Origin of the sequence: Hathewaya limosa (assembly GCF_030815255.1) — a bacterium.
GTDB classification, from domain to species: Bacteria; Bacillota; Clostridia; order Clostridiales; family Clostridiaceae; genus Hathewaya; species Hathewaya limosa.
The window spans coordinates 98148-117921 of the sequence record NZ_JAUSWN010000001.1 but is presented as its reverse complement, the minus strand read 5'-3'; the positions used below and the strand labels follow the sequence as shown (position 1 = coordinate 117921).

The window sequence follows — 19774 nt, the reverse complement described above, 5'->3', positions numbered from 1 at the left end:
ACTAATTATTCATTGTTTTAGCTTTTTCTATAACATCTTCTATTGTACCTGCGAATAAGAATGCACTTTCAGGAATATCATCATGTTTTCCTTCTAATATTTCTTTAAATCCTCTTACTGTATCTTTTATAGATACAAATTTACCTTGCATTCCTGTAAATTGTTCTGCAACAGTAAACGGTTGAGATAAGAATCTTTGAATTCTTCTTGCTCTACTAACTATAAGCTTATCTTCTTCTGCTAATTCATCTACACCAAGAATAGCTATAATATCTTGTAATTCTTTATATCTTTCTAAGATATGTTTAATCTTTATAGCAACATCATAATGTTCTTCTCCAACAACTCTTGGATCTAATATTCTAGATGTTGAATCTAATGGATCAACAGCCGGATATATACCAAGCTCAACTATAGATCTAGATAAAACCGTTGTTGCATCTAAGTGAGTGAATGTAGTTGCTGGTGCTGGATCTGTTAAGTCATCCGCTGGAACATATACTGCTTGAACAGATGTAATAGAACCATTTTTAGTAGATGTAATTCTTTCTTGTAAAGCACCCATTTCTGTAGCAAGGGTCGGTTGGTAACCAACTGCACTAGGAATTCTTCCTAAAAGTGCTGAAACCTCAGAACCTGCTTGTGTAAATCTAAATATGTTATCTATAAATAAAAGAACATCTTGCCCTTTATCTCTAAAATATTCAGCCATTGTAAGTCCTGTTAATGCAACCCTCATTCTTGCTCCAGGTGGTTCATTCATCTGTCCAAATACTAAGGCTGTTTTGTTAATAACGCCTGAATCTTTCATTTCATGATAAAGGTCATTACCTTCTCTTGTTCTCTCACCAACTCCAGTGAAAACAGATAATCCACCGTATTGTTTGGCTATGTTATTGATAAGTTCTTGGATAAGAACTGTTTTACCAACTCCAGCTCCTCCAAACAAACCTATTTTACCACCCTTTGGATATGGGGCTAAAAGATCTATAACCTTTATTCCTGTTTCAAAAATTTCAGGTTTAACAGATTGCTCCTCAAATGATGGTGCTGATCTATGGATTGGATAATAATTTTCTGCTTTGATCTTATCTCCTTCATCCATTGGATTACCTAATACATTAAATAATCTACCTAAAACAGCATCTCCAACTGGAACTGAAATAGGTTTTCCTGTATCATATGCATCTAATCCTCTTCTTAAACCTTCTGTATTTTCAACAGCTATAGTACGAACTATATCGTCTCCAACGTGCTGTTCTACTTCTGCTATTATAGTTCTATCTGCCATTTTAATTTCTATAGCATTATATATATTTGGTAATGCATCTGAATCGAACTTTATGTCAATAACTGGTCCTATAATTTGTACAACTTTACCAATTCTTTGTGACATATGGTTTCACCTCCAAAATAAGGGGGATTACTCCCCCTATTAATACTCTACTTTTGTGATTCCGCTCCACCTACAATCTCAGATATTTCCTGAGTTATTACACTCTGTCTTAATCTATTATATTGAAGGTTCAATTTATCTAAAAGATCATTTGCACTCTTAGTTGCACCATTCATTGCTTCCATTCTAGTACTTTCCTCACTAGCTTTGGATGTTATTAATAGATTTAAAATTACTTGTTGTAGATACATTGGAACTATTTCTTTAATCATTTGTTCAGCATCAGTGTTTTTAGTGTCTATATAAATTCCGTTACTCTCACTTGATTCACTACGCTCTAATGGTAATAATTTCTTAACTCCTACATTTCTTCTTATAGTAGAAACAAAGTTTGTATAGATTATATAAACTTCTCCTACTTCTCCAGATTTATAAAGTTGTAACATTTTATTAGTTATTTCTTTAGCATCTTTTGAAGATGGAGGAGCTGATATTTCAACATATTCTGCTACTGTTTCATATCTGTATTTCTTTAAAAGATTTCTTCCTTTTTGACCAATAGAAAGAACTTTTGTGTTTTCTCTATCACCTTTAGCTTGATTGTTAAGTTCTAACATTACATTAATATTATATCCGCCACATAATCCTAAGTCAGATGTAATTGTTAGATAAAGTTTATTCTTAGAACCATTACCTTTAAAATAAATATTATTACCTTCATATCCATTTATTATTGATTCTATAACTTCATCGAAGCCTTTTTTAAATTGACTATTTACATATAATTTTTCTTTATTTTTTCTTAACTTAGATGTAGCAACTAAAGACATAGCATTTGTTATTTTTTTAGTGTTATTAATAGACTTTATTCTCTTTTTTATGGTTGCAAATCCTGCTCCCGCCATTAACTCCACCTCCTTAGAGGCCTATTTTTGTTCATTTATAATAAATATTTTTTTAAAGTCATTTATAGCCTTAACTAACATATCTTCTATCTCTTTTGTTAATTTCTTTTCTTTTTCTATAGCTTTTAACAAATCTCTATGCTGAGTATCTACATACTCTAAGAATTCCTTTTCAAATTGTTTCATTTGCTTAACTGGAATATCCATTAAGTAATTATTTACTGCAGCATATAAAATTATAACTTGTTTTTCTACAGACATAACATCATATTGGTCTTGTTTTAAGATTTCTATAAATCTCTTACCCTTTTCAAGTCTTTTAACAGCATCCTTATCTAAGTCAGAACCAAATTGTGCAAAGGCAGCAAGTTCTCTATATTGAGCAAGTTCAAGTCTTAATGTACCTGAAACCTGTTTCATTGCTTTTATTTGTGCACTTCCACCAACCCTTGATACAGAAATACCTGCATTAATAGCTGGTTTTTGTCCTGCATAGAATAACTCAGATTCTAAGAATATCTGACCATCAGTTATAGATATAACATTAGTTGGAATATATGCTGTTACGTCCCCTGCCAAAGTTTCAATTATAGGTAAGGCTGTTAATGAACCTCCACCTAACTTATCTGATAATTTAGCAGCTCTTTCTAAAAGTCTTGAGTGTAAGTAGAATACATCTCCTGGGTAAGCTTCTCTACCTGGTGATCTACGAAGCAATAATGACATTGTTCTGTATGCTACTGCATGCTTAGATAAATCATCATATACGATAAGTACATCTTTACCTTGGTACATGAAGTATTCTCCCATACTACATCCAGCATAAGGTGCTAAGAATTGTAATGGGGCAGAATCAGATGCTGTAGATGATACAACTATTGTATAATCTAAAGCTCCATTAGTTTCTAATGTGTTTACTATAGAAGCAACAGTTGATTGTTTTTGCCCTATTGCTACATATATACATATAACATCTTTACCTTTTTGATTTATTATTGTATCTATAGCTAATGCAGTTTTACCTATTTGTCTATCTCCAATTATAAGTTCCCTTTGACCTTTTCCAATTGGTACCATGGCATCGATAGCTTTAATACCTGTTTGAAGAGGTTCATTAACTGATTTTCTATCTATAACTCCTGGCGCTGGAACTTCTACTGGTCTTCTTTCTTTAGCGTTAATAGGACCTTTACCATCTATAGGTTCTCCAAGAGGATTTAAAACCCTTCCTATTAATCCTTCCCCAACTGGTACATCAACAACTTCTCCAGATCTTTTAACAACGTCACCTTCTCTTATTCCTTCATCAGAACCGAATAAAACACATCCAACGTTATCTTGCTCTAGGTTTAATGCCATACCGTATACATTGTTAGGAAACTCTAGAAGTTCTCCTTCCATACACTTATCTAGTCCATATACCCTAGCAACACCGTCACCTATTTGTATAATAGTACCTGAGTCAACAGTTTCTATATTATTTTCATACTGCTCTATTTCTTTTTTTATAATGGCAGTAATTTCTTCTGGTTTAACGTGCATATTAACACCTCTTTTCTAATCTAATATGCGTTTTTTTAGCTCTTCAAGTTTATGTTTAATGGTTCCATCGATTACATCATCACCAACTCTAACATAAACTCCACCAATAAGTTTCTTTTCAATACTATCATCTAAAAGAACCTTTTTATCATATTTTTTCTCTAACTTTTCGACTAATTTATTCTTTTCTTCTTCAGTTAAAGGAACGGCAGTCTTAACCTCTGCTATTAAAGTATTATGTCTTTCTAAATGGATTTTTTCCATTTCTTTAAGCTTTTCCTCTAAATAAAGAATTCTTCCTTTATTTATTAATATTAATAAGAAAGATAATAATTCGTCATCAATTTTATCTTTAAATATTGTAGTAAAAAGTTCTCTTTTTCTAGAAGTACTAATTCTTGGATGTTTAATAACTTTAATAAAGTTTTCATCGTTTTTAAACATATCCACAATTATTCGTAGATCTTCTAGATATTCATCAACTTTTCCTTTTTCTTCAGCAACCTCATAAAGAGCTTCAGCATATCTTCGATCTAAATATTCATACATTGTTAAATACCTACCTTAGATATGAAATCTGAAATTAATTCTCTATGCTTTTTCTCATCTATTTCAGCATCAAGAACCTTTTCACATATTAAAAGAGATAAACCTGTAACTTTTGTCTTAATTTCCTCTTCAGCCTTTTGTTTTTCTCTTTCAATTTCTTTTTTGCTTCTTTCATTTACGATATCAGCTTCTTTTTTCGCATCACTAACTATTTCTTCATATAATTTTTCTGCGTTTGTCTTATATTGTTCTAATAAATTTTTGCTTTCTTCTATTACATTTGCTCTATTTGCTTCTAACTCAGTTTTTATTTGTGCAGCATCTTTTTTACTTTTTTCCGCAGCATCAAAATTACCTTGTATTTCTTCATTTCTTTTTTCAATTATTTCCCTAACCTTTGGAAAAAAGTACTTGTTTCCAAAAAAGTATATAATTAAAAAGTTAACCATAGCAAATAAAATTTTTGTCCATTCTATTTTAATCAAAAATATTCAGCCTCCCTTCAGGCTCAATATAGTCAAGAATCTTCACTTATCTTACCTAAAATTATAATTTTAATATTAATAATATAGCAACTAATAGTCCATATATTGCTGTTGCTTCTGATAAAGCTCCACCTATAATTAATGCTGTCATAATTTTACCACTTGCTTCTGGTTGTCTTGCAATACTTTCAACAGCTTTTCCTGTAGCCATTCCAGTACCAATACCTCCACCTATACATGCTAATGCTGCTATACCAGCTCCTAAAGCCATCATACCTAATACAAATTCATGAGTCATTTTTTATTCCTCCTAATATTTTTTAATGTTCTGAAATAACTTTTATGTTAATCATTGTTAACATTACAAAAATCACCATCTGTAATGTTCCGTCAAATACATCAAAGTATCCATGGAAAAATACTGGAATACCTATAGATGCTGCTGGGGTAATCCCCATTAATCCATTGTAAATCAAGTCCATTATAATACTAGCTGCAAACATATTACCAAAAAGTCTAAGACTTAAAGATATAGGAAAAGCTATTCTTTCCATAATATTTATTGGTAATAACATTGCTAATGGTTTAGCATATCCTAAAAAATAATGTCCTAAACCAATTTTTTTAATTGTATATCCTTGAATTACTAAAAAGCTTATAAGCCCTAAGGCTAATGCTACATTGAAGTCCGCTGTAGGTGGTGTAACACCAAACAAGCCTGTTAAATTCAATAATACTAAGAACACTGCTAAGCATCCAAAGAATGGTACAAAACCCATATAAGAATCTCCCATGTTAGATTTTATAACCAATTCTACCTTTTCAACAAATAATTCAGCAATGCCCTGTCTTTTATTAGGAAACTTCTGTAAATTCCTAGTAAAAAGAAACATTAAGAATAAAACAAATAAAACTACTATGACTTCTATAGCCATACTCATAGTAAAGTCAAAAGGATATCCAAAAAGTTTAGCTGTAAATAAAACTACATCTTCTCCCATTAACTTTCACTTCCTTATATTTGTTTCTTTAAGGATACTCCATAGAATATCATAGAAAGTACTTCTGTTGAATATCCCAGGATATAAGGTAAAATATAATTAATATTAATTTTAGCCAAAACTGCTCCTACTATACATACTAACAATATTCTAATAATAGAACTTAAAAAAAATACTAATTTGTTTTTGTTTTTACCTAATGCCCTAGTTGTTAGTACAGTATTTATAGTAAAAGAAACTATAGCCATTAAGCTACCTAATACAAATGCTAAAATATACTGCTTATTAATAAAATAAATTATTGCACTAAACACAACCGAAATAAGTAAAATATTTAGTATTACTTTTTTTAGCATATTTTTAATTTCATTTGGCAATTCATTTTCCTCCGGAGATAAAATTCATGTTTATTATTATATTACTGCAATTTTTATAAATAAAATCGTATATTTCTTCATTTTCACCCCTCTCTTACTAAATATCTTGATAACCTTACTTTACCATTAAAATATTTATCTATACTTCTTTTTTTCTATACATTACTTTTATTTAGTTTTTATTGCATCTTATTATTCATTTTTAAGATTTTAATTGATTTTTTATATATTATATTTTTTATTAAAACACCTTAATTGAAATTTTTTTTTATTTAAATTGGCATAGTGTCAATGAGTCAAGCCCTTTGTAATATACTTTTGAACAAACAATGAACTAAAGTTAAATTGTTGTTTATTCCGATTTTTGAAATATAGACAAGTTAATAATTCTTTATTCGAACTAATCTTTATTTTTATTATTAGTTTTTCTTTGTTTTTTATTACTTTTAATCTTTAAATCTGTTTAAATTGCAACTTTATTTAGCTATAAAGTTAATTGTTCCTCCCTCCTTCCTAAGCACAAAAATAAAAGTCCTATATAATATATAGAACTTTTATTTATAATAAATCACCAAAATCACCATATTAAATTTGAAAAGTTAATTCTTACTTATTGATTCTTAAAAAAACCACTTTTCCATGCAACTAATACTATTAATACTATAACAGATGTTGTTAAAAAGTACGATCTTTGACTACTCATTTTCATAGCTATAACAGATACTACACCTAGTATAAAACTAATCAAATACATAATTAACACAGCTTGTTTTTGTGATAAACCCATCCTTAGCAATCTATGATGCAAATGTCCCTTATCACCTTGCATCATTGGTTTTCCATTAATTTTTCTTCTAATCATAGCAAAAATAGTATCATAAATCGGTAATCCAAATGCTAGTATAGGTACTGCTAGTGAAAATGCAGTTGCTGACTTTATAGCACCCTTAATTGAAATGGCTGCAAGCAAAAATCCTATTAGTTGAGATCCGGCATCCCCCATAAATATGGATGCTGGATTAAAGTTATACGGAATAAATCCCAACAATGCCCCTCCTAAGATAGCCGTCATTATTGCTGTTTCATATCTATTATTCATAATAGATATAACAAATAGTGTAGCTGAGGCTATAAAGCCTATACCAGCCGAAAGTCCATCTAACCCATCTATTAAATTGAAGGCATTTGTAACTCCTATTATCCACAAAATTGTTAATGGAATAGATAAAAAACCTACGTTTAAAAATAATTCTTTACTTGTAAATGGATTGGTAATTAAACTTATATTGATTCCAAATATAATTAACACGATGGTACCCGCCAATTGAAACAACAATTTATAAACAGGTTTTAATTCTTTTACATCATCCCAAACTCCTCCAATAAGAATTATAGTTGCTCCCAATATTATTCCTATTTCAGAAGTACGAAGAGGAGTTTTTTGAAATATAACTCCTATTATAAAAGATACATATATAGCGAGTCCCCCTAATAATGGGATAGGTTTTTTATGTACTCTTCTTTCATCCTTTGGTATATCTACAGCATTTGCCTTTATAGCTAATTTCCTAACGATAGGTGTAGAAATTAAAGAAACCACCATAGAAATTATAGCTAACCATAAAGCGTATCTCATATTAAATAACCTTCCTGTCTTTTTTTAATATCCTCTTTTTCTAAATAAATCTAAGGAATCCTCAATCCAATTTTGTACTTCTAAAACTTTATATATTTCCTTAGTTTCCCTTATTATTACTTTTTCAATACCAGAATTAATAATCATCTTCTTACACATTATGCAACAATCTGCATTTTCAACTAAACTACCATTTTTTTCTTTACCCACTAAATATAAAGTTGCACCTATCATTTCTCTTCGTGATGCACTAATAATGGCATTAGCCTCAGAATGGACAGATCTACATAATTCATAACAAGTTCCTCTTTCAATATTCAATTCTTCTCTTAAACATATCCCTAAATCACAACAATTAGGTGTATTTCTAGGTGATCCTGTATATCCAGTAGAAACTATTTCATCATGCTTAACAATAACTGATCCATAATTTCTTCTAAGACAAGTTCCTCTTTCTAAAATAGTTTCTGCAATATCTAAATAGTAATTATATTTATCTCTTCTATTCATTTTATCCTCCATAAACTGTGTCACATTATATTCTATACTAAAAATATTATATTTAAAAGTAAAAAACATAGGACTTTTGAATTTTCTTCAAAAGTCCTATGTCTTATAATCGCGATTTTACTTATTATTTATAACTTTATATATAAATATAGAATACATAATGATTATTTTGTTCCAAATAATCTATCTCCTGCATCTCCAAGCCCTGGAACAATATATCCATTTTCACTTAACTTTTCATCTATAGCTGCTACATATATATCAACATCTGGATGAGCATTCATTACTGCCTTAATACCTTCTGGTGAAGAAATTAAACACATTAGTCTAATATATTTAGCTCCTCTTTTCTTTAAAGCTTCTATAGCATCAATAGCTGAACCACCAGTTGCAAGCATAGGATCTGTTACTATTACATCTCTTTCCTCTATATCTTGTGGTAATTTACAGAAGTATTCAACTGGTTGAAGAGTTTCTTCATCTCTATACATTCCTATATGCCCAACTTTAGCTGCTGGTATAAGTTTTAACATACCATCAACCATTCCTAATCCAGCTCTTAATATAGGAACTATAGCTAACTTTTTACCTGCCAACATTTTACATCTAGTTTTACATATGGGAGTTTCTATCTCTACTTCTTGAAGTTGCATATCTCTTGTAACCTCATATGCCATAAGCATTGCAACCTCTTCTACTAATTCCCTAAAATCCTTTGACCCAGTATTTTTATCTCTTATAAAAGCTAATTTATGTAGAATTAATGGATGTGCTATTTGTGTTACTTTACTCATTTTGTATTCCTCCTAATATTTTTTCTATTTTAAATTTTTTTTTTATTATTTACTATATTTTTTTTCAATTTCAGTTATTTTATCTATTCTTCTTGAATGTCTTCCACCTTGAAATTCACCAGTTAAAAATGTATCAACTATATCTAATGCAAGTCCTGGCCCAACTACTCTTTCACCCATAGCTAGTATATTTGCATCATTATGTTCTCTTGTTGCATGTGCACTAAATGTATCATTACATAATGCTGCCCTTATTCCTGGAACCTTATTAGCTGAAATACTTATACCTATACCAGTTCCACAAATTAAAATTCCAAAATCATATTTTTTTGCACTTACTTCTTCAGCAACCTTTAATGCATAATCTGGATAATCACAAGATTCTGTTGAATATGTGCCAAAATCTTTTAATTCATATCCTCTCTCTTGTAAATGCCTTATTATAGCATTTTTTAAGTTTATACCACCATGGTCACTTCCTAATGCTATTTTCATAAAAACACCTCCCATTTTATAACTTTCTCTTTTCCATAAAAAAGAAGATAGTGGTATTACTAAAAAATTTATGTTTTTTAGTAACACTAATATCTTCTTCTAGTTTTTGGATCAAAAGAGAAATAGAACTTTTAAAAATTTTAAAAGTTTTATTATATATTTTAAAATCCATATTTAAAGGATTTATTATATCTTTTTTTTGTCCACAATATTCATTTAACATTTCAAAAAAATCATTAGAGATAAATAAATGAGGATCATTATTTAAAATAGGAACTTTTATAGAATTTTTAGAGTCAATATCACTAAGCAACGTTAATTTTTTATTTAAAGTTGCCTTTAATTTTTTATTTACATTAATAACCTTGCCCTTATAACATCCATAGATGTTATTTAAACACGTAAAAAGATCCTTCATAACTCTCCTCCATATTATTTTTATTAAACTTCTTCAATATTAAATCCTGCTGATTTTTTCAACCTATTCATAATAGCAATTCCTACTCCTCGTTCTTCAATAGACTCTGATAAAATAACATCTACATCTAATTCATCAAACTCTCTTAAAACTCTAAATAGATTATGTGCTATATCTTCTATGCTATTCCTACTTCCCATAGATATAACTACGGCATTAACATTATATTGTTCTTTTGTTTCTTCCGTAGCTATAATTCCAACTCGTTTATTATCATCTATATAATTTTGCACTAAACTATTAATTTTTTCAATAGTTTTTTTCAAATTTCCTTTAATTATTTTTACCGGTGCTTTTGGTGCATAGTGTCTATACTTCATTCCTGGTGCTTTAGGCTTAAAATCGCCTTCAACTTTTTTTAGAATTTGGGGATCAATATAAACATTTTCATCTACAGCTTTTAACATTTCTAAAGTAATTCCACCTGGTCTAAGAACACATAATGTGTCAGATGTACAGTCTACAATTGTTGATTCTACTCCAACATCACAACTTCCTCCCCCTAATATATAAGGAATTTTTCCCTCTAAATCTTCTATACAATGTTCTACCTCTGTAGGACTAGGTCTACCAGATATATTAGCCGATGGTGCTGCTATAGTAGTGCCAGACTTTTTTATAAGTTCTAATGCAATAGGATTATCAGGCATTCTAATTCCAACGGTAGGCAGTTTTGCACTAGTGTTTTCTGGTATGATATCACTTTTATTAAGTATTAACGTTAATGGTCCTGGCCAATACTTTTCCATAAGTTTTTTAGCTTTTTCTGGAACTTCCTTAACATATTTTTCTATATTAAAATCTGCAACATGTATTATTAGGGGATTATCTTGTGGTCGTCCCTTAGCTTCAAATATTTTATTAACCGCTTCGCTATTTAAAGCATCTGCACCTAACCCATATACAGTCTCCGTTGGGAAAGCTACTACCTCTCCATTCCTTATACATTCTGCTGCTTCTTCAATTATTTCTTCATCTATATGATTTTGTTTAAGTATAGTTATTTTTGTTTTCATAAGATCATCTCCATGTTATATAAAACTACATAAATTTTATCATTAATCCTCCAAATATGCTACCTAGTATCATACCTAAAGTACATATTTGTATTCCGCATAATTTTTTTGATTCTGGCAACATTTCAACTAGAACTACATAAAGCATAATCCCTGCAGCCACTGACAAACTTGCCCCTATAGTTACCGGTGAAATACGTCCAATATATATTGCAATTAATGCACCAAAAAATGCTGGCAATGCGGTCAATAAAGTGTATACTAAAATTTTAACCTTATTAACTTTAGAATAATTTAATGGTGCTGCTACTACAATTCCTTCTGGAATATCATGAATAGCAATTAAAACGCTCATTTTAAATCCTAAATTTCCTTTAGTCATAAATCCAAAGCCCATGACAAGTCCTTCAGGAAAGTTATGTAACATAATTCCTAGTGCAACCAAAAAAGCCATCTTTATATGAGTGTTGTTATCATGCGATGCACTAAAATAATTAATAATTAGTATAATAAAAATTCCTATTAGAGAAAACATGAAAAAATTTGTAATTCCATTTTCCTCTATGGCCTCTGGTATAAGTTCAAATATAGAAATAATTAACATCAGTCCTGCTGCAAAACTTAAAGTTAAACCTAAAAGTTTTTCTGAAGGATTTTTTACACTAACACCAATTAAAGCCCCAATCATCGTACCCATAAGAGACATACACAAACAAAACAACGTAACATATAAAATACTATTATTCAAGACAATACCTCCATTTCATAAATAAATTCTCTTATAAATTTATTTCATAAAATGAAGGTATATTACTTATATTAACTTAATTCTTCTCTATATTTTTTTATATTACTTATAGACTCTTCAGAATAAAATGCATTAAAACAACTTCTATATAATTCATTTAAAAGAAAATATTTTTTATATTTTCCATTAGTAACAATAACATAATAATAATTATAATTAGGCTTAAGCTGATATAAATTATAATAATAGGTTGCAGCATACGGATGTTTTTTTAAAAAACTTTTTCCTATCTTCTTCAATCCCCTATTATTCCTTTTTGACTTAATAATCAAAATTATATTATTCTCCATTTTTTCTTCTATATGTACAAAAACTACATCTTCACAATTAAAAGATACTTTACTTTCAAAAATCCCATTTTTAATATCAAATTTTTTTAACTTATTTTCATATATTAGATTTTCTTCATCAATTCTATTTAATATAGCAAATAATACTATGGCATCCGAAAGCCCTACATATATATATATATAATAATTATATATCTTGCCGAAAATTACAACACATGGAAACAGCATAAAAATAAAGCCCATTAAAAAAAGAAAAGTTTTAAAATTTTTTTTCTGTTTTTTAATGGCTTTATTTAACTTCATACAATCACCCTTAATATAATTTTCTAACCAATAATTATTTAATTATTAAAAATTTGTATTACCCATAGCCTGCATTTTCTTTGATTGCTCTTCGGTAATCAATGCCTCTATTACTTCTTCTATATCTCCATTTAAGAAACTTTCTAATTTATATAATGTAAGTCCTATTCTATGATCTGTTACTCTTCCTTGAGGATAATTATAAGTTCTAATTCTTTCACTTCTATCCCCTGTTCCAACTTGGCTTTTTCTATCATCTGCTATACCTTTATTTCTTTCAGCTTCAGCTATTTCAAATAATCTAGCTCTTAAAACCTTTAAAGCTTTTTCCTTATTTTTAAGCTGCGATTTTTCATCTTGACAAGAAACAACTAATCCTGTTGGTATATGAGTCATTCTTACAGCTGAATCTGTAGTATTAACGCACTGACCACCATTTCCTGATGCTCTAAATACATCTATCTTTAAATCATTTGGATTTATTTCAACTTCAACATCATCAACTTCTGGTAAAACTGCTACTGTTGCAGTTGATGTATGTATTCTTCCACTTGATTCAGTATCAGGTACCCTTTGAACTCTGTGAACACCACTTTCATACTTAAACTTACTATAAGCACCATTACCTTTAATCATAAATACGACTTCTTTAAACCCACCGATATCAGTTTCATTACTACTCATTATTTCATGTTTCCAGCCATTCTTTTCTGCATATTTAATATACATTCTAAAAAGATTCGCGGCAAATAAAGCAGCCTCTTCTCCACCTGCTCCACCTCTGATTTCAATAAATACGTTTTTAGAATCATTAGGATCCTTAGGTAACATTAATATTTTTAATTCTTCTTCAGTTTGATCTTTTTCTTCTGTAAGGGATTTGATATCTTCTTGAATCATATCCTTCATATCTCTATCAATTTCTTCTTTTAAAAGTTCTTTATTCTCTTCAATTTGTTCAAGCGCTTTTTTATATTGTCTATATTTTATAACAAGTTCTTCAAGTTCAGCATGTTCTTTACATAACTTTTGCCATTCTTTTTGATTTTGCATAATAGATGGATCACTAATTTTTATAGACAATTCATCATATTTATTCTCCAAGAAATTCAATCTATCTAACATTCTATATCACTCCGTAATTATAATTTAACATTATATTATTATATCATAAAGATTTATCATTAACAATAAAACCATTTATTCTATTGATTTTGACCTATAACAACTCTATCTAAACCACTAAAATCTTTTAATACCTCTATTTTATTAAAACCCTCTTCACCTAAAAGTTTACTTACACTTTCACCTTGATCATATCCTATTTCAAACCCAATATAAGCTCTTTTTTCTAATACTAATTTGCTTTGTTTTGTAATTTTTCTATAAAAGTCCAATCCATCTTCTCCACCACATAATGCAATAAATGGTTCAAAATCCTTTACATCCTTCATTAATTTATTTACTTCTTCTTTAGCTATATATGGGGGGTTTGAAAGTAAAAGTTCAAACTTCTTAGTTTCTCTAATAGGCCTTTCCAGTAAATCACTATATTTAACCTGTGCATTTTTTAATTGTAATCTTTTTATATTTTCTTCTGTAACTTCTAAAGCATCCCTAGAAATATCGTACAGCTCAACTTTACACTGCTCATTATTTTTAGCCACTGTAAGTCCTATAGCACCACTTCCACAACATAAATCACATACTTTTGTTATTTTTTCTTTTTCTATTAAATTTAATGCCCACTCAACTAATATTTCTGTATCTGGTCTTGGTATTAAAACCCCTTCTCTAACATAAAAAGGTATACCCATAAACTCACATTGCTCTAAAATATATTTTATTGGCATTCTTTGTTTTCTAAGTTCAACTAATTTAAAGAATTCATTCTTTTCTTTCTCTGTTAGTTTATAATCTCTATTCATTATTAAAAACATTTTATCTTTATTTAACACTTTACACATTAGTAACTGAACATCTAACATATATGAATCTATATTTTCTGATTTTAATAAATCATATGCATATTTTAAACAGTATCCTAAATTCAACTGGGCCTACCCCCTTTCAATTAAAATAATAGCTTTTTAAACAACTGAAAGCTACTTTTCTTCAGTATCATTAACTTCTTCAATACCTTCCGCAAACTTCAATGCTTTTATAGCTACCTCTATTTGTTTTTCATCCGGTTCTTCTGTAGTAATTCTTTGAAGTAATAATCCTGGATAAGCAAAAAATCTACTTAAAAATCCATCACTTTTCCCCATCCATTTTATTGCTTCATAAGACACTCCCAAAACAGCAGGTAGTAATAATAATCTGTATAATATTCTTTGCCATAATGATTCCCATCCTACCACTGAAAAAATTAAAATACTAATTATCATAACAAGAAATAAAAAATTAGTTCCACATCTTGGGTGAAATCTCTCAAATTTTTTAACATTTTCTACTGTTAATTCCGCTTCTGCTTCATAGCAAAAGATTGTTTTATGTTCCGCACCATGATATTGAAATACCCTTTTTATATCGCCCATTTTACTTACAACAAAAATATATATAACTAAAATTAAAACCCTAAATAGTCCTTCTAAAATATTTAAAGCAAACTTATTCTTAACAATGTTCCTCAATAATCCTGAAACAAATGTAGGCATTACAAAAAACAACATAAATGAAAATACTAAAGAAAGAATTAAAGATATTCCCACAAGTATATCTGTACCTTTTTCTTTAAAAGTTTCCTTAAACCATTTATCAAACTTTCCTTCTTCTTCCTCATCTTCAAAAAAACTAGCTGAATAATTTAGTATATTAATTCCTATAATTAAAGAATCAATAAAACTCACTATTCCTCTAATTATAGGAACAGAAAAAAGTTTATTTTTCTTACTTAGTGGAACTATTTCTTCAGATTTTACACTTATTTCCCCATTTTCTTTTCTTATAGCAGTAGCCATTTTCTTACTTCCACGCATCATGACGCCTTCAATAACCGCCTGACCACCTACATTCTTATATTTTCCCATAATTACACCTCGAAAAAATTATTTTTCTGGTTCTATATAACACTCAATACATCTAGCCTCATAACTTTCCTTGGCCCCAATTAACACTACATTTTCATTATATTTAGCAGGAATTCCATTAATTAACCTTTGAGTTCTAGTTGCAGGATTACCACAACATACACAAATAGCACTTACTTTCTGAACATATTCTGCTATAGCCATTAATTGTGGAACTACTCCAAAAGGTTCCCCTCTAAAATCCATGTCTAATCCTGCGCAAATGACTCTTTTATTTTTACTTGTTAATTCTCTTATAACCATTATAATATCTTGGTCAAAAAATTGAATTTCATCTATAGCAACTACCTTAGTATTTTCTTGAGTAAATTTTAAAATTTCATCTGCACTTGAAACTGATTTTCCCTCTATAGCTTCTCCACAATGAGATACAACATTTTCTTTATCATATCTATCATCAATACTAGGCTTAAAAACTTGAACTTTTTGTTTAGCTATATTAGCCCTTCTAACTCTTCTAATAAGTTCCTCAGACTTTCCACTATACATAGGGCCTACTATGATTTCAAGCCAACCATGATTTCTCAATATGTCCATCAACTTTCCTCCTAAACTTATGTCTTGTTTTTTATAATTTACTTTATAATTTTATCAGATACACAAAAAATTATAAATAGTAAAACCTAATATTGACTTAAATATGTTGACATGTTACAATTTAATAGTTGAAGACGGGTATACAATATTTTGTTTAAAGAAGAGGTGAATATGTAATGAAAAAGAACTTACATCCAGAATATCATAATGATGCAGTAGTTAAATGTGCATGTGGTAACACTTTCACAACTGGTTCAGTTAAACCTGAATTAAAAATTGAAATTTGTTCAAAATGCCACCCATTCTTTACTGGAAAACAAAAGGTTGTAGACCAAGGTGGTAGAATTGATAAATTCATGAAAAAATTCAATATTAACATTGAAGAATAATTTTTTAAGAAGGATATCTATTTATCCTTCTTTTTTTATATCTAAACAAATGAAGATTAGTTACTATAACTAATCTTCATTTTTAATATCTTATATTTCGTTTTTATTTTTACCTTCTTTATTAATAATTTCGGCATTTTTATGTAAAACACTTACAAGTTCATTGTTATTCTTAGTTTTTCCTAATAATCCAATTAACTTTTCCGTAATCACTTGAGCATTTCCTTCTTTATACATATTTCTTCTTATATTAAATGCAACTTCTAACTCTTCCCTACTTAAAAGTAAATCTTCTCTTCTCGTTCCTGATTTATAAACATCTATTGCTGGGAATATTCTTCTTTCCTGAAGTTTTCTATCTAAATGTACTTCCATATTTCCGGTACCCTTAAATTCTTCAAAAATCATATCATCCATACGACTTCCAGTATCCACTAATACTGTAGCTAAAATAGTTAAACTAGCCCCATTTTTTATATTTCTAGCCGCACCAAAAAACTTTTTAGGCTTTATTAGAGCTCCTGGATCTAGTCCACCTGAAAGAGTTCTACCTGTTGGCTCTATAACTAAGTTATTAGCTCTTGTAAGTCTTGTTAAACTGTCCATTAGTATAACAACATCTTGACCTTGTTCCACCATTCTCTTAGCTCTTTCTAAAACCATATCTGCAACTTTAATATGATGTGAAGGTTCCTCATCAAAAGTTGAATATATTACTTCACCATTTATTTTTTCTTGCATTTCTGTAACTTCTTCTGGTCTTTCATCTATTAATAAAACTATTAACTTTACATTAGAATGATTTTTAGTAATACTATTAGCTATTTTTTGCAATAATGTTGTTTTACCAGCTTTAGGGGGTGCCACTATTAATCCTCTTTGTCCTTTTCCTATTGGACATATTATATCCATAAGTCTAGATGCTGTATCTTCTTTAGAAGTTTCTAAAAACAATCTTTGTTCTGGATATATAGGGATAAGTTTTTCAAAAGGTTCTCTACCAATTGCCTTTTCTGGCGACTCTCCATTAATACTTTCTACATAAAGTAATGCTCTAAACTTTTCACCTTCTTTTGGAATTCTAACTTTTCCTTTAACCTCATCACCTGTTTTTAAATTAAACTTTCTTATTTGAGAAGGTGAAACATAAATATCCTCCGAACAAGTTAAATAATTATTACCTCTTAAAAAACCAAAGTTATTATTATCAATTAATTCTAATACACCTTTGGCACTATTTGAATCATGTATCATTTCCTTTAATTTTTCTTTCTTATGCTCTGGTTTGTACTCTGATTCTCTTCTCTCAAAATCCGAATTTTTATCACTACATTTATTTTCTTTATTAATCACATTATTTTTATAAATAACTTTATTTTCTTGTATTTCATCTTCATCTTTACAAGTTTTTTGTGAAATTTTTTCTTTTAATATAACCCCATTCTTTTCTATAAACATTGTGGAATTATTTCTTATTTCATCAATTAGTTCTGCTTTTCTAAACTTAGATATATTTTTTATTTCTAACTTTTTAGCTATTTCTCTTAATTCATTTAAATTTTTATTGGATAAATCCATATAAGCCACCTATATACACCTAGTATATATAATAAATATAAAAATTTACTAGATGCCTCCTCCCTTCTAATCTACTTTATAATATTTCTTAATCACAACACCTTTATAAAACTTATGATTCTGTAAATTAAATGTTTTAATTGAAAATTTCGCATACAACAAATAATATATTTTGTCGTATTTTTATTTACTTTTTGATTGCCTATTAATTAATAATTTGGGAATAAATTTAGATATAAAACTTTATTCAGAAATGCTTTGCTTTTTAATTATATCCTATAACCACTATTTTAATTCAAAGATGTTAAAAAAACAACAAAAATATGAGTAAACTATATTACTCATATTTTTATAGAATAACATTAATTTTATAATTGACATAATTGTGTGGATATATCATTTTTTCAACTTCTTCCTTTTTACCTAGGACAACTAAGGGAATACCTAGTTTTTCACACCCTAAAACAATCAGATCTTTTTTTACTATTTCCTTTATACTATATATATATATATGTTCTTTTTCACATAAATGGCAACATACTTTAAATTCTAATGCATTATTTTTAATTTTATTTATACTTATGTTTCCTTCATCTATATACTGTAAATTAAATAGATTTAAATTGTATATAGTATAATTATTATCTAATTTTTTAAGGGCTATTGTAACATTCGAATTTAACTCCATAGCTTCACACTCCACTAGCCTTTCTATTAATTTATATTATTCTATAACTTTATCTTTATCCCTTTAAAAATTATCCTATTTTTTTTATATGATTTAAAACCTCAAAATATCCTTCTCTAAATTGGTGATTTACAAAAAATTTTTCTTCTGCTATTTTACTTTTATTTTCTACATTTTTTAAGTTAAAATCTTTCATCAACCTTTCTTCATCTAAACAATTATATTTCTTTAATAGTAAAAATAATAAATATTCACATTCTTCTTCTTCTAAAACATTCATTAATTCCTTCTTTGATACCCCCTTAGCCTTACAAAGAATATTTATAATATTTTCATATTTTCTTTCACAAAACACACTTAAATTCCTCCTTAAACTTTATTTATAATTATTGACAACTTATTGTTTTTTATAAACAAATTAAAGGATAACTAACTAAAAAAAGATGGCATTTTATATTTAGCCATCTTTCTCTCATTATTAAAACTATGATATTGCTTTAATTTTTACATTAATTTCTGTAGATAAACTTTGTCCTTCACCTAAATTCAGATTATAGTTTGCATAAACAAGACCACCATCATCATTAACATCTACTTTTACATCTAAAATATCCATAGAAAGTCCCAAAGCTCCTTGAGGTGTGCTATATAATATATGATCTTTAAATTCATTTTTGAATACCATTTTAGCATCTATAGTGCCTTTTCTAATTATGGTAAATTCGTCCTGTCCTATCTTTAAAATTGTAGTAGTACCCTCCATACCAGAAAGCTCACTTTCTTCATATACAGCATAATACTTTTGACCCTTTTTGTAATATTTCCCTGGGGTAACTACTTCAATAATATCATCATCATTTCCCTTTTGTTTACTCACAACAGATATTATTGCCTTCTTATCCATT

General features: G+C 28.7%; 25 protein-coding genes. 1 reads left to right on the top strand and 24 read right to left on the bottom strand.

All coding sequences use genetic code 11. The features are described from left to right. Window position 1: 1 nt before the first annotated feature. The 20 genes from atpD to QOZ93_RS00425 form a co-directional block, all read right to left on the bottom strand. Window positions 2–1396, bottom strand: a complete 1395-nt coding sequence (gene atpD, locus QOZ93_RS00520) for a F0F1 ATP synthase subunit beta (RefSeq protein WP_111943890.1) — start codon at window positions 1394–1396, stop codon at window positions 2–4. A gap of 47 nt (window positions 1397–1443) precedes the next feature. Next, window positions 1444–2301: an ATP synthase F1 subunit gamma gene (gene atpG, locus QOZ93_RS00515; protein ID WP_307354709.1), complete on the bottom strand. Its 858-nt coding sequence runs from the start codon at window positions 2299–2301 to the stop codon at window positions 1444–1446. 21 nt (window positions 2302–2322) lie between these two features. After that, on the bottom strand, window positions 2323–3843 hold the full coding sequence (gene atpA, locus QOZ93_RS00510; protein WP_111943892.1) for a F0F1 ATP synthase subunit alpha: 1521 nt from the start codon (window positions 3841–3843) through the stop codon (window positions 2323–2325). Between the two features lie 15 nt (window positions 3844–3858). Beyond that, window positions 3859–4392 carry a F0F1 ATP synthase subunit delta gene (locus tag QOZ93_RS00505; RefSeq protein WP_111943893.1) on the bottom strand — a complete coding sequence of 178 codons (534 nt, stop codon included), beginning with the start codon at window positions 4390–4392 and terminating at the stop codon, window positions 3859–3861. 2 nt (window positions 4393–4394) lie between these two features. Continuing rightward, on the bottom strand, window positions 4395–4877 hold the full coding sequence (locus tag QOZ93_RS00500) for a F0F1 ATP synthase subunit B (protein ID WP_111943894.1): 483 nt from the start codon (window positions 4875–4877) through the stop codon (window positions 4395–4397). Between the two features lie 61 nt (window positions 4878–4938). Further along, entirely contained in the window at window positions 4939–5175 is a 237-nt protein-coding gene (gene atpE, locus QOZ93_RS00495; protein ID WP_111943895.1) for an ATP synthase F0 subunit C, read from the bottom strand. A 22-nt stretch (window positions 5176–5197) separates the two neighbouring features. After that, entirely contained in the window at window positions 5198–5878 is a 681-nt protein-coding gene (locus QOZ93_RS00490; RefSeq protein ID WP_111943896.1) for a F0F1 ATP synthase subunit A, read from the bottom strand. A 14-nt stretch (window positions 5879–5892) separates the two neighbouring features. Then, window positions 5893–6255 (bottom strand): ATP synthase subunit I, encoded by a 363-nt coding sequence (locus QOZ93_RS00485; RefSeq protein WP_111943897.1) that lies wholly within the window; start codon window positions 6253–6255, stop codon window positions 5893–5895. A gap of 610 nt (window positions 6256–6865) precedes the next feature. Beyond that, complete coding sequence (locus QOZ93_RS00480; RefSeq protein WP_307354708.1) at window positions 6866–7891, bottom strand: MraY family glycosyltransferase; 1026 nt, start codon at window positions 7889–7891, stop codon at window positions 6866–6868. A gap of 24 nt (window positions 7892–7915) precedes the next feature. Then, window positions 7916–8401 carry a deoxycytidylate deaminase gene (locus QOZ93_RS00475; RefSeq protein ID WP_307354707.1) on the bottom strand — a complete coding sequence of 162 codons (486 nt, stop codon included), beginning with the start codon at window positions 8399–8401 and terminating at the stop codon, window positions 7916–7918. Window positions 8402–8565: 164 nt separating this feature from the next. Then, window positions 8566–9195, bottom strand: coding sequence for a uracil phosphoribosyltransferase (gene upp / locus QOZ93_RS00470; protein WP_111943900.1), 630 nt, complete (start codon window positions 9193–9195; stop codon window positions 8566–8568). A gap of 45 nt (window positions 9196–9240) precedes the next feature. Next, window positions 9241–9690: a ribose 5-phosphate isomerase B gene (gene rpiB, locus QOZ93_RS00465; RefSeq protein ID WP_307354705.1), complete on the bottom strand. Its 450-nt coding sequence runs from the start codon at window positions 9688–9690 to the stop codon at window positions 9241–9243. A gap of 16 nt (window positions 9691–9706) precedes the next feature. Further along, window positions 9707–10108 (bottom strand): hypothetical protein, encoded by a 402-nt coding sequence (locus tag QOZ93_RS00460; RefSeq protein WP_307354704.1) that lies wholly within the window; start codon window positions 10106–10108, stop codon window positions 9707–9709. Between the two features lie 23 nt (window positions 10109–10131). After that, window positions 10132–11184, bottom strand: coding sequence for an L-threonylcarbamoyladenylate synthase (locus QOZ93_RS00455; protein ID WP_307354703.1), 1053 nt, complete (start codon window positions 11182–11184; stop codon window positions 10132–10134). A gap of 25 nt (window positions 11185–11209) precedes the next feature. Then, complete coding sequence (locus tag QOZ93_RS00450) at window positions 11210–11932, bottom strand: ZIP family metal transporter (RefSeq protein WP_307354702.1); 723 nt, start codon at window positions 11930–11932, stop codon at window positions 11210–11212. Between the two features lie 71 nt (window positions 11933–12003). Then, window positions 12004–12585 carry a hypothetical protein gene (locus tag QOZ93_RS00445; RefSeq protein ID WP_307354701.1) on the bottom strand — a complete coding sequence of 194 codons (582 nt, stop codon included), beginning with the start codon at window positions 12583–12585 and terminating at the stop codon, window positions 12004–12006. 45 nt (window positions 12586–12630) lie between these two features. Beyond that, entirely contained in the window at window positions 12631–13710 is a 1080-nt protein-coding gene (gene prfA, locus QOZ93_RS00440; RefSeq protein WP_307354700.1) for a peptide chain release factor 1, read from the bottom strand. Window positions 13711–13790: 80 nt separating this feature from the next. Then, entirely contained in the window at window positions 13791–14639 is an 849-nt protein-coding gene (prmC, locus tag QOZ93_RS00435) for a peptide chain release factor N(5)-glutamine methyltransferase (RefSeq protein ID WP_111943906.1), read from the bottom strand. Between the two features lie 51 nt (window positions 14640–14690). Then, window positions 14691–15617 (bottom strand): DUF1385 domain-containing protein, encoded by a 927-nt coding sequence (locus QOZ93_RS00430; RefSeq protein ID WP_307354699.1) that lies wholly within the window; start codon window positions 15615–15617, stop codon window positions 14691–14693. An 18-nt stretch (window positions 15618–15635) separates the two neighbouring features. Further along, on the bottom strand, window positions 15636–16214 hold the full coding sequence (locus QOZ93_RS00425) for a thymidine kinase (RefSeq protein ID WP_111943908.1): 579 nt from the start codon (window positions 16212–16214) through the stop codon (window positions 15636–15638). Between the two features lie 176 nt (window positions 16215–16390). On the opposite strand from QOZ93_RS00425, the gene rpmE reads away from it, so the two are divergent. Beyond that, on the top strand, window positions 16391–16603 hold the full coding sequence (rpmE, locus tag QOZ93_RS00420) for a 50S ribosomal protein L31 (protein ID WP_111943909.1): 213 nt from the start codon (window positions 16391–16393) through the stop codon (window positions 16601–16603). A gap of 90 nt (window positions 16604–16693) precedes the next feature. Here the strand turns inward: rpmE and rho are convergent, their stop codons facing one another. The 4 genes from rho to QOZ93_RS00400 form a co-directional block, all read right to left on the bottom strand. After that, entirely contained in the window at window positions 16694–18181 is a 1488-nt protein-coding gene (gene rho / locus QOZ93_RS00415) for a transcription termination factor Rho (protein WP_111943910.1), read from the bottom strand. Between the two features lie 349 nt (window positions 18182–18530). After that, window positions 18531–18869 carry a hypothetical protein gene (locus QOZ93_RS00410; RefSeq protein WP_111943911.1) on the bottom strand — a complete coding sequence of 113 codons (339 nt, stop codon included), beginning with the start codon at window positions 18867–18869 and terminating at the stop codon, window positions 18531–18533. A 70-nt stretch (window positions 18870–18939) separates the two neighbouring features. Beyond that, window positions 18940–19224 (bottom strand): hypothetical protein, encoded by a 285-nt coding sequence (locus tag QOZ93_RS00405; protein WP_307354698.1) that lies wholly within the window; start codon window positions 19222–19224, stop codon window positions 18940–18942. Between the two features lie 129 nt (window positions 19225–19353). Beyond that, window positions 19354–19773, bottom strand: coding sequence for a YwiB family protein (locus tag QOZ93_RS00400; RefSeq protein ID WP_307354697.1), 420 nt, complete (start codon window positions 19771–19773; stop codon window positions 19354–19356). Window position 19774 lies beyond the last annotated feature (1 nt).